Below are 13665 nucleotides of genomic sequence, written 5' to 3' on the forward strand. Positions count from 1 at the left end.
CGCTATTGGTCCTTCTTCTGCTGCGTCACCAGGCCGATATTCTTGAAGCCTGCACCCTGAATACGGGCCATGACGTCGGCGATGACGCCGTAGGGCGCTGTTGCGTCGCCGCGCACGAAGATACGTTCGTTATAACCGGTGGTGGCGATCGCCTCGAGCTTGGCGGCGATCTCCGCCGCCGGGATCGGTGTTTCCTGCAGGAACACCTCGCCGTCGTTCTTGACGGAGATGGTGATCGGCTGCGTCTCGGAATTCAGCGCCTTGGCCTGCGTTTCCGGCAGGTCGATCGGCACGCCGACGGTCATCATCGGTGCCGCGACCATGAAGATGATCAAAAGCACCAGCATGACGTCAACGAGCGGCGTCACGTTGATTTCGGAAATCACGGCCCTGTTCCGACCGCCGCGACGGCGGCGTCCGCCGCCTCCGCCATTGCCTCCAACAGCCATACCCATGTGAGAATACTCCGTTGGTTATTGAGCGGCAGCGCGCGGCTGCAGTTTCTCGTCGATCTGGCGCGAAAGTATGGCGGAGAATTCATCCGCGAAACCTTCCATTCGGCCCGAGAGCTTGCCGGCATCGGCAGAGAACTTGTTGTAGGCGATAACTGCCGGGATAGCGGCGACGAGGCCGATCGCAGTGGCAAGCAGCGCTTCGGCGATACCGGGCGCGACGACCGCAAGGTTGGTCGACTTCGAACCGGCGATCGCCTGGAACGAGGTCATGATGCCGACGACCGTGCCAAACAGACCGATGAACGGACCGGCCGAGCCGATGGTCGCGAGCGATCCGAGGCGAGCGCCGAGAAATTCGGTCTCACGGGCGAGCGTCACGTCCATCGCGCGGTCGATACGCATCTGCAGGCCGATCGGCGAGCGGGCGCCGCGTTCGAAGGATTTCTTCCACTCGCGCATGGCAGCCACGAAGATCGCCGCCAGACCGGTATTGTTGCGTTCCGACAGCGAGCGGTAGAGTTCTTCCAGCGACTGGCCCGACCAGAACACCTGCTCGAACTTGTCGAACTGGCGCCGCGCGCGGCCATAGGCCAGGTATTTATCGATGACGATAGCCCACGTCCACACCGAGGCCGCGATAAGCCCGAGCATGACGAGCTTGACGACGATGCCGGCCTGCATGAAAAGCGACCAGAGGCTGACGTCCGTCGTTGCTGCTGCCAATCCTACTTGTTCCATTGATCCAAAATCCCCGAATCCAAACGCCCGGTGCTGGACCGGGCGGCACAAACTGATCTCGCAAGAAGTGTCCGGCGGCCGCCGCCCAAAGCCCTGGTCAAACTTCCAAGCTCATCTTCCGCCTTCTTGCCGTCAAATTTGGTCAAAGGAAGGCGTGCACCGCACAAACTCCGACTTTCCCAGTAAGACACCATTATGGTTAATAGATCGTTAGTGCCGGACTGTGACAGTAAGCCTGTATTTGGAAGATTTCGTTCCATGGATTACTTGACCGGAGCAAGGTCCGGCTGCCGAAAGAGCGCTCATCCTGCGGCGCGGGAATTCCTTCACATAAAGTTCAAGTTTTGACAAGGTCCGATTTTTCGGCAATTCGGCCTATAGCGGCATGCTGCCTTCCAGGAATTTCGCTGCCAGTGTTTCCGGCAACCGCCTTGGCCGCCCCCGGGCGTTGATGACGGCGATGATCACCTTGGCGGCGATCAGCAGCGTCTCGCCCGAGCGGATCTGCTGATTGAGCACCATCTTGGCGCCGCCGGCTTTCTCCGTGTGTGTCAGGATCGTCAGCACATCGTCCATGCGCGCCGGGCTCTTGAAGTCGATCTCCATGCGGTGGACAACGAAAACGAGGCCCTCCTCATCGGCGCTGACGAGTTCGCGCTGCTCGACGCCGAGGCAGCGCAGATAATCGGTACGGCCGCGCTCCAGGAAATGCAGGTAGCGGGCGTGATAGACCAGGCCGGAAAAGTCGGTATCTTCATAGTAGACCCGCTGAACGAGGCGGTGTCCGGCCTCCGTCAGCTCTCCCGAAATGGAAAAAGGGCGTTCCGTCATAATTTTCTCCAAACTCAGGTGCCCTGTTTGGCGCAACGCTTCCCGACAGGCAAGCATTGAATGATTGTCACAATTCCTAACTATTCCCGATAATGAGCGACCAATCAGGAGACGATGTGATGAAGATTGCGGTTATGGGCGGAGACGGTTTCATTGGTTGGCCAACCTCGCTGCATCTCTCCGATGCCGGTCACGACATCCATATCCTCGACAATCTCTCCCGCCGCTGGATCGACACGGAACTTGGCGTTCAGTCGCTGACCCCGATGGATTCGATCCAGGAGCGCACCCGCATCTGGCATGCCGAAACCGGACGCCGCATCCACTTCAATCTGATCGATCTCGCCAAGGATTACGAACTCCTGAAAAACTGGCTTTCCGAACACCGCCCGGATGCCGTCATCCATTTCGCCGAACAGCGGGCCGCGCCCTATTCGATGAAGAGCGACCGCCACAAGAACTACACCGTCAACAACAATGTCAGCGCCACGCACAACCTGCTGAACGCGCTGACGGAACTCAATCTCGATGCCCATCTCATCCATCTCGGCACAATGGGCGTCTACGGCTATTCGACGGTCGGGGCGGCGATCCCCGAAGGTTACCTGCCGGTCGGCATCGAAACTTCAGGTGGCGAGACGGTCAACCAGGAAATCCTCTACCCCTCCAATCCCGGCTCGATCTATCACATGACCAAGTGCCTGGATCAGCTTCTCTTCCAGTTCTATGCAAAGAATGATGGCCTGAGGGTCACCGATCTGCACCAGGGCATCGTCTGGGGCACGCATACCGAGCAGACGCGCCGCCATGCGCAGCTGATCAACCGTTTCGACTACGACGGCGATTACGGCACGGTGCTGAATCGCTTCCTCATCCAGGCGGCAATCGGCTATCCGCTGACGGTGCACGGCACCGGTGGTCAGACCCGTGCCTTCATCCATATCCAGGATTCGGTGCGCTGCATCGAACTGGCGCTGAAAAATCCGCCGGCGCGCGGCGCCCGCGTCGAGATCTTCAACCAGATGACGGAAACCCACCGGGTGCGCGACCTCGCCGAGATGATCGCCAGGATGAGCGGCGCCAACATTGCCTGGTTGCCCAACCCGCGCAAGGAAGCCGCAGAAAACGAGCTGATCGTCCGGAACGAAAAATTCCGCGATCTCGGCCTCGACCCGATCACGCTGGAAGCAGGCCTGCTCGGCGAAATCGTCGACGTCGCCAAGAAATTCGCCTATCGCGTCGACCGCGCCCGCGTTCCGGCCGTCTCCGCCTGGACCAAGGACATCGCCGCGACGATCAATCACGATCCGGAAGGCAAGCGGCTGAAATCCGTCTCGTGAGCGCCGCAATATGACGAGCGCCAGCGGCATCCCCGCCCGTTTCGCTTATGTCACACTCGTCACCAATGCCGACTACGCCATGGGCGCAACCGCGCTTGCCCGCTCCTTGCGCCGAACCGGCACCGGGGCTGACATCGTCATTCTCCACACCGGCGGCGTCGATGCGGCCGCCCTTTTGCCCCTGAAAGCACTCGACTGCCGCCTGATCGCGGTCGAGCACCTGCCGCTGTCTGCCGCCTTCAACGAACGCCATGCGCGTGGCCAGCTCCATTCGACAGCTCCTTTCACCAAGGGTCGCAAACCGGATTTCCATTCGCCGCTCGACAACTTCTGCAAGCTCAGGCTCTGGCAGCTCGTCGAATACCAGCGCTGCGTCTTCATCGACGCCGACGCCCTCGTGTTGAAAAACGTCGACAGGCTATTCCTCTATCCGGAATTGTCAGCCGCCCCCAATGTCTACGAAAGCCTCGCCGACTTCCGCCGCATGAATTCCGGTGTCTTCGTCGCGACGCCCTCGCATGACACATTCCGGCACATGCTCGAAAGGCTCGACAGGCGGGACGCCTTCTGGCGGCGCACCGATCAGACCTTTCTCGAGACGTTCTTCCCGGATTGGCACGGCCTGCCGGTTTATTTCAACATGCTGCAATATGTATGGTTCACCATGCCGGAGCTTTGGGACTGGAAGAGCATTTCGATCCTGCATTACCAGTATGAAAAACCGTGGGAAAAGGATCATCCCAAGGCAGCGCGACTACAACCTTTGATCGATCTGTGGCACCGTTTCCACGATGGCGGCGATGTGCCTGAGATCACGGCGCTGGACAATCCGGAAGGGGCAGCATGAAGGTACTGGTATCGGGTGGAACGGGTCTCGTCGGCCGGTATGTCGTCGAGGAACTGCTGGCCGCCGGATATCAGGTGATCGTCGGCGGGCGCCGCGCGCCGCTGCCCCGCCTCTTCTCCCGCCCGGTCGAGTTCGCAGCGCTTTCGCTCGATCCCGACAAGGATCAGATCGACGTCTTCGACGACGCCTACTTCTTCGTGCACGCCGCCTTCAGCCATGTTCCGGGCAAGTATCGTGGCGGCGAGGGCGACGATCCGAAGACCTTCCACAGGTTGAACCTCGACGGCACCGTCCGGCTTTTCGAAGCCGCCAAACGCGCCGGCACGCGCCGCTGCGTCTTGCTGTCCAGCCGCGCCGCCTATGGCGATCATCCCGAGGGAACCGAACTGACGGAGACGATGCTGGCCAAGCCAGAAACACTTTACGGCCAGGTCAAGCTCGATGCCGAACGCGCGCTTGACCACCTCTCCACGCCGGGTTTTGCCGGCGTAAGCCTGAGGGCAACCGGCGTCTATGGCGATCTCTCGCCGAACAAATGGGACGGCCTCATCGCCGATTACCTCGCCGGCCGGCCGGTTCTTGCCCGTCGGGGAACGGAAGTTCACGGCCGCGACCTCGGTCGGGCGGTAAGGCTCATGCTGGAGACGGAAAGCACCCGCATCTCCGGCGAGGTCTTCAACGTCTCGGACATTTCAGTCGACACGCGCGATATCCTTTCGCCCATCCGCCGCGAGACGGGCTGTCGGCACACGCTGCCGGCCCCTGCCGATGACGCTGCGCTCAATCCCATGAGCACTGCGAAAATCCGCACGCTCGGCTGGGCACCCGGCGGAGCGCCCCTATTCGAGGAGACGATGCAGCAGCTGGCCGCTGCGCTGCCGAAATCCCCAAGACACAGGTCCACGCAAGTCTGACGTTGCAGAATGCGTCTAAATTGCAATCGGGGGCCCGAATTAAAAATCGGGGGATTGTCCATGCAGGTCGCAACCACGTCTGCCTCCATCATCTTGCGCGGCACGTCATCGACGGCAGCCATTTCAGCTGCTGGAAGCGAGACCGATCAAGGCGTGCTGAAGCTGCAGCGCGCCACCCAGGCGCTGCAGCAGATGCGCCAGACCTTGGCGAACTCGGGAGACGAGGCCAAGGCGAAGGCGCAACGCAAGCTCGAAGAAGCAACACAGCAATTGGAGATGCTGCGCAGCTCCAACATGGCTCCTGAGGTGGTCGCCCGTCTGGCCGCCGAACTGGCGCGCAAGGTCGGCACCGCCGCCTCCGAATTCGCATCGGCTGTCGCGACCGGCAGCCCGGCAACAGCGGTTTCGATGGATGCGGCCACGGGTGCTGCGGCCGTCGCAACCAGCGGGGCTGATGCTGCGCTGACGGATACCGCAGGAGAAACTGCGGCCGGCGAGACCGGCTCGCAGGAACCGGACGCCGCCACCAACGCCCGCAACGCCTATGCGAGCGTCGCTGAGGATGCCCCGAAATTTTCGGGCATTTCGGCCGATGATCGCGAAACGATGGAAGAGTTCAAGGCGGTGGTGCGCGAACTCAAGCAAGTGCTCGAAAAGGCGATGCGCGAGTTGCGGCAGCAAGACCGGCAGGCCGGAGCCAATGCCGTTCCTGATATGGCAGGCTTCTCCATCGGCGCCACGATAATACCGACAAGCATCGTCGTCTGACGATCCGCAGCCGCCAGCCGACGAGGCGTGAAACGCGCGTGATACCGTCGCATCCGGCATTTGCATCGGACATCCAGCCGTCTATGCTCGGGTAAATCTCTCAGACCCGGCAGATCGAATGACCGCGAAAGAATTGAAAGCGCAGCTGCGCAACGAACGGCTGTCCGCACGCGACGCCATCCCCGCCGAGAAACGCGCCTCCAAAAGCCTCGCAATGGCCGAACATGCCGGCGAGGCCGTCGGTTTTGCGCTGGGTACGATCGTCTCCGGCTTCCTACCGATCCGTTCGGAAGCCGATCTCAGGCCGCTGATGGCGCGCTTTGCCGTGCGTGGGGCGCGGCTCTGCGTGCCGGCGATCCTCGACCGGCAGACCATCGTCTTTCGCGAGCTGGCGGAAGGTGCGCCCCTCGTCGACACCGGTTTCGGCACGGTCGGCCCCGGCGCAGATGCCGCCATTCTTGATCCCGAGATTATGCTGGTGCCGCTTTCGGCCTTCGATATCAGCGGCCACCGCATCGGCTACGGCGCCGGCCACTACGACCGCGCCATCAGCCGGCTGAGGCAAAAAGGCCTGCATCCGAAGCTGATCGGCATTGCATTCGACTGCCAGGAAGTGGCACATGTGCCCGCTGAGCCGCACGACATAAGCCTGGATGCCATCCTGACAGAAAGCGGCCTTCGCTTTTTTGCCTCTTGGATTGGATAGGGAATGCGGCTGCTTTTTCTGGGTGACATGGTCGGCAAGACGGGACGCACGGCGGTCTGGGACCGTCTTCCCGGCCTGGTTTCCGACCTCAAGCTCGATTTCGTCATCGTCAACGGCGAGAATGCCGCCGGCGGCTTCGGCATCACTGAGGACATCTTTCTGGAAACGATCAATGCCGGCGCCGATGTGGTGACGACAGGCAACCACGTCTGGGACCAGAAGGAAGCCGTCGCTTTTGCCGGTCGGCACGATCAGTTCCTGCGTCCCGCCAACTATCCCCAAGGCACGCCCGGCCGTGGCTCCGGCCTTTTCTATGCCAGAAACGGCGCGCGCGTGCTCGTCGCCAACGTCATGGGCCGGGTCTTCATGCATCCCGAACTCGACGACCCCTTCAAATCGGCGGAGGTCATCCTCGACGCCTGCCCGCTGAAGGAGCAGGCCGATGCGATCATCTTCGATTTCCATGCCGAGGCGACCAGCGAGAAGCAGTGTTTCGGCCATTTCGTCGACGGCCGCGCTAGCTTCGTCGTCGGCACCCACACGCATGTACCGACGGCCGACGCACAGATCCTGAACGGCGGCACCGCCTATATGTCGGATGCCGGCATGTGCGGCGACTACGACTCCTCTCTCGGCATGGACAAGGAGGAGCCGCTCAACCGCTTCATCTCCAAGATGCCGAAGGGCCGCATGGAAGCCGCGAACGGACCGGCGACGATCTGCGGCGTCGGCGTGGAGATCTCGGATACGACAGGACTTGCAGAAAAGATCGCGCCGCTCCGGCTCGGACCGCGGCTGGCCGAAACGGTGCCGGAGTTCTGGCGGTAACAGGCGACAGGCGGCCGTCCAACACGCAATTGTGAGGACCCGCCGTCTGGACCCCTGCGGCCTCATGCCGCATCCTCCCCGCCACTCGGGTATAACCCCAAAATCGGTATCGATTTTCCGGGTTATGCGCCGGTTGAAGGTGATAGAGCGCCGGAGGGGTGGCATGAAGCCGCGGTATCTTATCCTCGCTATCGCATGCCTTGCGGCCTTCGCCGCGCCCAATCTTGCCGGGGCACAAGAGCAGCGGCCACCGGTCAGCCAGTGCCAGGCGATCGCGCAAACCATCCCCAAGGTGACCTTCGCAAGTTTCTCCGGCGCCCTGCCGCTGATGCCTGCCGTCTCCGAGGGCGAGGACGTCAAACTGACCTTCCTCGGCCATTCCACCTTCGAGATCGAGACCCCGGGCGGCATCGTCATCGCGACAGACTATAATGGCTGGTACAGACCGGCGACGATGCCCGATGTCGTGACCATGAACAAAGCGCACACGACCCACTATACCCTGACCCCCGATCCCGGCATCAAGCACGTGCTGCATGGGTGGAGCGACATTCCGGGCGAAAAGGCCAACATCAATCTCGTCGTCGGCGATGCCTATATCCGCAACGTTACGACGGATATCCGCTTCAGCTACGGCCTCGGCGGCGCGCATGAGAACGGCAACTCCATATTTATCTTTGAGATCGCCGGCCTGTGCATCGGCCATCTCGGCCACCTGCACTACGAGCTGACAGATGCCCATTATACCGAGATCGGCCGCCTCGACGTCGTCATGGTCCCCGTCGACGGTGGCCTGACGATGGGCGCCGACAGCATGAGCCGCGTCATCAAGCGGCTACGCTCGTCGTTGATCCTGCCGATGCACCGACGCGGCCCGCCAGTCGAAGCCTTCGTCTCGATGTTCGGCAAGGATTTCGACGTCGGCAATGCGCCCGATGCCAGTATCACCGTCTCCATGCGCACTCTGCCGAAAAAGCCGCTGATCTATGTGCTGAAGGGCGTGCAGTAAAAGGCCCGGCGGTTTTCTTTCTACAGCTCCGCGCGTCTTTTCAGACGCGTAAAGGACGCTGTAGCACTTTGAATTGCTGCATAATTTTATCCTTAAATCGATTCCGATTTAAGGAATTATGCAGGGGCACTGCGCGTCAAGCGAACTGCAGGTGACGCTTGATTCCGACATCCGGCATCTTGTCATCGTCGAGATTGGCCTTGGCGATCTCCCAGCCGAATTTCAGCTTGTTGCCTGTGGAAACCCAGATCTCCGCATCGTCGACATGGAGGGACAGCATGGTGAGCTTGGGGTCCTTCTTGCCGCCGTCATACCAGGCTGCGACGATCGAGCTCCAATATTCCTCGATCTTGGAAGGGTCAGGATGCACCTCAATCACACCGGCGAGGCAGGCGTGATAGTCGTGATCCTTACCGACGACACAGAAATGCGCGCGGCTGCCGGGCTTGATGGCGCGCACGATGTCGGCATCGGTCTTGGTGTAGAACCAGATGGTGTTGGTGGTGGGATCGGCATGCGGCGCCATCGGCTGCATGTGCATATCCAGTCCGGAAATTCCGAGCATGCCGGCATGGACATCGTTGACCTGATCCCAGAGCTGACGTGCTGGATGTTCCTGCGCCTCGCTGAGACTTGCCATGACCGTTCCTTTCCGTTGGATGGAGTTCGATTGAAACGCCATCCCCTCGCCTTTGTTCCGAACTGCTTTTTCCTTGAACGGGTGCCGTTTCGCTCTTATAAGGCGGCCCATTCCGAACAATGAGACGTGGACAGGGGTGCCATGGCTGGCCATTCACAGTTTAAAAACATCATGCACCGCAAAGGCCGTCAGGATGCCGTGCGGTCGAAAATGTTCTCCAAGCTTGCGCGCGAAATCACCGTTGCCGCCAAGGCCGGCCTGCCCGACCCGACGATGAACGCCCGCCTTCGCCTGGCGATCCAGAACGCCAAGGCCCAGTCCATGCCGAAGGACAATATCGACCGCGCCATCAAGAAGGCAGCCGGCGCCGACGGCGAAAATTATGACGAAGTCCGCTATGAGGGCTACGGCCCCGGTGGCACGGCGATCATCGTCGAGGCTCTGACCGACAACCGCAACCGCACCGCCTCCAACGTCCGCTCGAGCTTCACCAAGGCCGGCGGCGCTCTCGGCGAAACCGGTTCCGTTTCCTTCTCCTTCGACCATGTCGGCGAAATCACCTACAAGCTTTCCGTCGGCGATGCCGACAAGGTGATGGAAGCAGCAATCGAAGCTGGCGCCGACGACGTCGAGACCGACGAAGACGGCCACTACATCACCTGCGGCTTCGAAGCCCTCGGCGAAGTGGCGAAAGCGCTGGAATCGAGCCTCGGCGAAGCCGAAACCGTCAAGGCCGTCTGGCGCGCCCAGAACAACGTGCCGGTGGACGAGGAAAAAGCCCAGTCACTGATGAAGCTCATCGACAGCCTGGAAGACGATGACGACGTGCAGAACGTCTATTCCAACTTCGAAGTCTCGGAAGAAGTGCTGGCAAAGCTCTCGGCCTGATCTCCTCAGGCAGATGTCAAACATAAAAACCCGGCTGCAACGCCGGGTTTTTTCTTACCGGAAAGGTGGCGCCGTCAGAGTGCGCCTTGCGTAGATCCTAGAGCATGATGCCGAAAAGTGTGGGCGGTTTTCGGACAGGCCGACCCAGCCTAAAATCATCCTGTTCTAAGCGGCGGCTCGCATAAAGCTCCCCAGCCCTGCGAATAGTTCCACCGATGTCAGCCGCGCCTCAATGTCGTGGATCGGCATCGAGATGATCACCTCGTCGGCCTGCGTTTCCCGCAGAAACTCAGTCAGTTTCGCCTCCGCCGTCTTCGGCGAGCCTACAACGGCATAACGGAGCGTGTGTTCGACATTCATCTTCTCCATCGGCGACCAGAAATCCCCCATATCGGCCACCGGACGTGGGAACGGGCCGCGGACATTGCGGCGCAGATTGACGAATTGCTGCTGGGCGGAGGTGAAATGGTAGCGCGCCTCCTCGTCCGTCGCCGCCACCGCCCCCATGACGCCGACCATCACATGCGGCTTGTCGAGCGTCGCCGAGGGCTGGAAGCGGTCACGGTAGATCGCGATCGCATCGAGCAGCATGTCGGGGGCGAAATGCGAGGCGAAGGCATAGGGAAGCCCGAGCATGGCGGCGAGCTGGGCGCTGTAGAGACTGGAGCCGAGCAGCCAGATCGGGATATGTGAACCATTGCCGGGAACTGCGAGGATCGCCTGGTTCTCGACCGGCGTATCGAGGAGTTGCTGCAGCTCCACCACGTCGTTCGGGAAGCTGTTTGCACCGGCCTCGAGGTTGCGCCGCAGCGCCTGTGCCGTGCGCATGTCGGTTCCCGGCGCGCGCCCGAGGCCGAGATCGATACGGCCGGGGAAGAGTGCCTCCAGCGTACCGAACTGCTCGGCGATGACGAGCGGCGAGTGATTGGGCAGCATGATGCCGCCGGAGCCGATGCGGATGCGCTTTGTCGCGGCCCCGACATGGCCGATGACGACTGATGTGGCAGCGCTGGCGATCCCCGGCATGCCGTGATGTTCAGCAAGCCAGAAGCGCTTGTAACCGAACTCCTCGGCCTTCACAGCCATTCGCGCCGAGGCCTTGAGGGACTGGTGCACGGTGCTGCCTTCGGCAACGGGGGAAAGGTCGAGTATGGAGAAGGGAACCATGGGAAACCTGCCGGGCAGTTGGACGATGCCGTCTATGTAGGTTGCGCCGGCGCCATTCCAAACCATGGACGCAACAAAAAAGGCCGCGCGAGCGCGACCCTTATGCAATGTGGAAAGGTGTGGCTTACCGCTGACGGCGCAGCACATGCACCTCGGCGCTCTGCTTGTGATGGCTATGCGGTAGCGTGAAATTGTCGAGCTGGCGGTCCATTTCCAGGGCTTCCGTCGCCAGCCGGTGGATCGCCGCCGTCGTCTCCTCGACCATCGAGGCGTTCTGTTGCGTCATCGTGTCGAGTTCTGCGACGGCGCTATTGATCTCACGCAGCGTATTGGCCTCCTCGCGGGTCGCACCCATGATCTCGTTGATCTGCCCATTGATCGCCTCGACATGGGCGCCGATGCCCGTCAGCGCAACGCCCGCTTTTTCCACAAGCGTAACGCCGCTTTCGACCTCATGCGTCGATTTCTGCAGCAGGCTGGAGATCTCCTTGGCCGCACTCGATGAGCGCTGGGCCAGCTCGCGCACTTCCATGGCGACGACGGCGAAACCCTTGCCGGATTCACCGGCGCGCGCTGCCTCAACACCGGCATTGAGGGCCAGGAGGTTGGTCTGGAAGGCGATGTCGTCAATGACTGAGATGATCGTGTTGATCTGGCGCGAGGAGGCCTGGATTGCCTCCATCGCCGCGATCGTCTCGCGCATGATCTGGCCGGAACCCGTCGTCTCCTTCTTGGCGTCGCGGGCGATGCGCTCGGCCTGTTCGGCTCGCTCGATCTGCCGGCGGACCGACTGGGTGATGGCGCTGATCGCATTTGCCGTCTCGGTGATCGAGCCGGCCTGGCGCTCGGTGCGCCCGGCAAGCTCGTCGGCGCCGGTGCGCATCTCCTCGGAGCCGGCGCGCACCGCCATGGAGTTGCCGCCGATTGCCGTCATGGTTTCGCTGAGCGTCGCCAGCGCCTCGTTGAAATTGACCCGCAGGCTTTCGAGCTCGTTCGGGAAGCGCGTATCGATCTGGTAGGCGAGATCGCCGTTCGCCAGATGATGCAGGCCCTCGTCAATCGCCTCGACCACCTGCTGCAGCGTCTTGGCCTCGGCCTCACGCTCGGCCAGATTCTGCTGGCGGTCGTGCTCGGCCTGCAGGCGGGTCTCTTCGCTGGCAGCTTCGAGCTCGCGGCTTTCGATCAGCGAGTGGCGGAAGCGGTCGAGCGCGTTGGCCATCGTGCCGATCTCGTCCTTGCGGTTCAGGCTGCCGATCTCGCTGTCGAGCTTGCCGTCGGCGACATCGCGGGTGACGCCGGCAAGCCGCGCAAGCGGCGAAAACAGGAAATTGGTGACGAGCCCGGTCGCGATCGCCATGACGACGAGCACGCCGACGCCAATCATCGTCAGCAGGGTGGCGATCTCGATCGAGCCGGCATTGAGCTCGCTCAGAAGCACGCTCTCGGCCACGAGGAAACGGTCGCCGCGATAGTCGATACCGCGGACATAGGCGCGGGCCGCGCCGTCCGCCCGGCTGAAATCGGCAACCGTCATCGCCGAACTGGCAAGCGCGCTCTTGATGAAGGTGAAGGGCGTCGTATCGAGCGTCGCAAGCTTGCCGCTTCCGTCGAGGCCGACGGCGGAGCCATCGCCGGAGACGATCGCCGCCCGCGCCGTGCTGCCCTGGACGATGCCCTTGGCGAGGATGCCGGTGACGATCTCGTCGCGCACCTTGAAGAGAATGACGCCCTTGGCCGCTCCAAGCTTGACGATCGGCACGGCATAAAAGATCGCCGACTTGCCGCTGCCGGCATCGACACGAAGGCCGGAAAAGCCTGTCGGCGCTGCATCATCGGTCGCCTTGGCGGTATTCTCGATCGCCTTGGCGAATGCGATGCCGGCGCCCGTCCCCTTCCAGGCATCCGACTTCAGGTTCTCGGCGAAGTCGTCTTCCTTCTTATAGGAATAGAGAACGGTGCCCTCGAGATCGACAATCAGCAGATCGCTGAAGGCGGTATCCTCGAGGTCGCGGGCGACTTCGCCCTGCGTCTTCTCGTGGCTCGAATAATAAAAGCCGCTCGGCCCTTCCGGCTTGATGAGCTTCTCGCGCTGGTCGGCGGGGTTGGGGTTGCCTGCTATGAAAACCTTCTTCAGTTCGGCGCGGGCATCGCCCGCGGTCTTCTCGATGGTCTTCCAGCCGCTCTTCAGATTGGTGATCGACATCTGCAGCGCCTCGATGCGCGCGATGGAATTTGCTTGGTTTTCAAGCTGCGTCAGCTGGTCCTGCAGCATGTCGCCGCGAAAAATCAGCACACTTTCCTTGGCCTTCAGCGCCTGCTCGTCGGAAATGCGGCTGCTGGCGAAATAGGCAAGCACATCGATGACCGCGATGGACAGCACGGTCATCAGAATGAACGTGACGATGACCTTGAAGGACAGGGACTGAAATCTCTGAGCCATGTACAACGAACCCCTTCTGAACGCGCCTGCCAGCGCGGGCACGCAGCGCATGCCTGATCTACTGACCTGTAAACAGAACATCGGAGGCTTAACT

At 61.5% G+C, this 13665-nt stretch carries 14 protein-coding genes; 8 read left to right on the forward strand and 6 right to left on the reverse strand.

Annotation, left to right across the window (positions count from 1 at the left end; all coding sequences use genetic code 11):
• Nucleotides 1-2: 2 nt before the first annotated feature.
• The 3 genes from tolR to ybgC all read right to left on the reverse strand — a co-directional run bounded on the left by tolR (nt 3) and on the right by ybgC (nt 2024).
• Nucleotides 3-455 (reverse strand): protein TolR, encoded by a 453-nt coding sequence (gene tolR, locus AB8B31_RS17460; protein WP_017968102.1) that lies wholly within the window; start codon nt 453-455, stop codon nt 3-5.
• Nucleotides 456-473: 18 nt separating this feature from the next.
• Nucleotides 474-1193: a protein TolQ gene (gene tolQ / locus AB8B31_RS17465; RefSeq protein ID WP_003542733.1), complete on the reverse strand. Its 720-nt coding sequence runs from the start codon at nt 1191-1193 to the stop codon at nt 474-476.
• Nucleotides 1194-1568: 375 nt separating this feature from the next.
• The gene (gene ybgC, locus AB8B31_RS17470) at nt 1569-2024 is read right to left on the reverse strand and encodes a tol-pal system-associated acyl-CoA thioesterase (protein WP_018243438.1); all 456 of its coding nucleotides are present in this window, start codon (nt 2022-2024) and stop codon (nt 1569-1571) included.
• Between the two features lie 119 nt (nt 2025-2143).
• On the opposite strand from ybgC, the gene AB8B31_RS17475 reads away from it, so the two are divergent.
• The 7 genes from AB8B31_RS17475 (at nt 2144) to AB8B31_RS17505 (ending at nt 8436) form a co-directional block, all read left to right on the forward strand.
• The gene (locus AB8B31_RS17475; protein ID WP_018243439.1) at nt 2144-3364 is read left to right on the forward strand and encodes an NAD-dependent epimerase/dehydratase family protein; all 1221 of its coding nucleotides are present in this window, start codon (nt 2144-2146) and stop codon (nt 3362-3364) included.
• 10 nt (nt 3365-3374) lie between these two features.
• Nucleotides 3375-4211 carry a glycosyltransferase gene (locus AB8B31_RS17480; protein ID WP_018243440.1) on the forward strand — a complete coding sequence of 279 codons (837 nt, stop codon included), beginning with the start codon at nt 3375-3377 and terminating at the stop codon, nt 4209-4211.
• Nucleotides 4208-5125, forward strand: coding sequence for an NAD-dependent epimerase/dehydratase family protein (locus AB8B31_RS17485; RefSeq protein ID WP_018243441.1), 918 nt, complete (start codon nt 4208-4210; stop codon nt 5123-5125). Before AB8B31_RS17480 ends, AB8B31_RS17485 begins: the two co-directional genes overlap by 4 nt.
• A 60-nt stretch (nt 5126-5185) precedes the next feature.
• Complete coding sequence (locus AB8B31_RS17490) at nt 5186-5893, forward strand: hypothetical protein (RefSeq protein WP_018243442.1); 708 nt, start codon at nt 5186-5188, stop codon at nt 5891-5893.
• A gap of 118 nt (nt 5894-6011) precedes the next feature.
• On the forward strand, nt 6012-6599 hold the full coding sequence (locus AB8B31_RS17495; RefSeq protein WP_018243443.1) for a 5-formyltetrahydrofolate cyclo-ligase: 588 nt from the start codon (nt 6012-6014) through the stop codon (nt 6597-6599).
• 3 nt (nt 6600-6602) lie between these two features.
• Nucleotides 6603-7427 carry a TIGR00282 family metallophosphoesterase gene (locus AB8B31_RS17500; protein ID WP_011653409.1) on the forward strand — a complete coding sequence of 275 codons (825 nt, stop codon included), beginning with the start codon at nt 6603-6605 and terminating at the stop codon, nt 7425-7427.
• A 163-nt stretch (nt 7428-7590) separates the two neighbouring features.
• Nucleotides 7591-8436 (forward strand): MBL fold metallo-hydrolase, encoded by an 846-nt coding sequence (locus tag AB8B31_RS17505; protein ID WP_018243444.1) that lies wholly within the window; start codon nt 7591-7593, stop codon nt 8434-8436.
• Between the two features lie 136 nt (nt 8437-8572).
• Here the strand turns inward: AB8B31_RS17505 and AB8B31_RS17510 are convergent, their stop codons facing one another.
• Nucleotides 8573-9076 (reverse strand): pyridoxamine 5'-phosphate oxidase family protein, encoded by a 504-nt coding sequence (locus tag AB8B31_RS17510; RefSeq protein ID WP_018445919.1) that lies wholly within the window; start codon nt 9074-9076, stop codon nt 8573-8575.
• 141 nt (nt 9077-9217) lie between these two features.
• Between AB8B31_RS17510 and AB8B31_RS17515 the strand changes: the two genes are divergently transcribed.
• Nucleotides 9218-9964 (forward strand): YebC/PmpR family DNA-binding transcriptional regulator, encoded by a 747-nt coding sequence (locus AB8B31_RS17515; protein ID WP_018243446.1) that lies wholly within the window; start codon nt 9218-9220, stop codon nt 9962-9964.
• A 165-nt stretch (nt 9965-10129) separates the two neighbouring features.
• On the opposite strand, the gene AB8B31_RS17520 is transcribed toward AB8B31_RS17515, so the two are convergent.
• Nucleotides 10130-11131, reverse strand: a complete 1002-nt coding sequence (locus AB8B31_RS17520; RefSeq protein ID WP_018445920.1) for an LLM class flavin-dependent oxidoreductase — start codon at nt 11129-11131, stop codon at nt 10130-10132.
• A 124-nt stretch (nt 11132-11255) separates the two neighbouring features.
• Nucleotides 11256-13571, reverse strand: a complete 2316-nt coding sequence (locus tag AB8B31_RS17525) for a methyl-accepting chemotaxis protein (protein ID WP_020493406.1) — start codon at nt 13569-13571, stop codon at nt 11256-11258.
• Between the last annotated feature and the right edge of the window lie 94 nt (nt 13572-13665).

This window comes from Rhizobium sp. 62_C5_N11_2 (assembly GCF_051811185.1).
Taxonomy (GTDB): domain Bacteria; phylum Pseudomonadota; class Alphaproteobacteria; order Rhizobiales; family Rhizobiaceae; genus Rhizobium; species Rhizobium leguminosarum.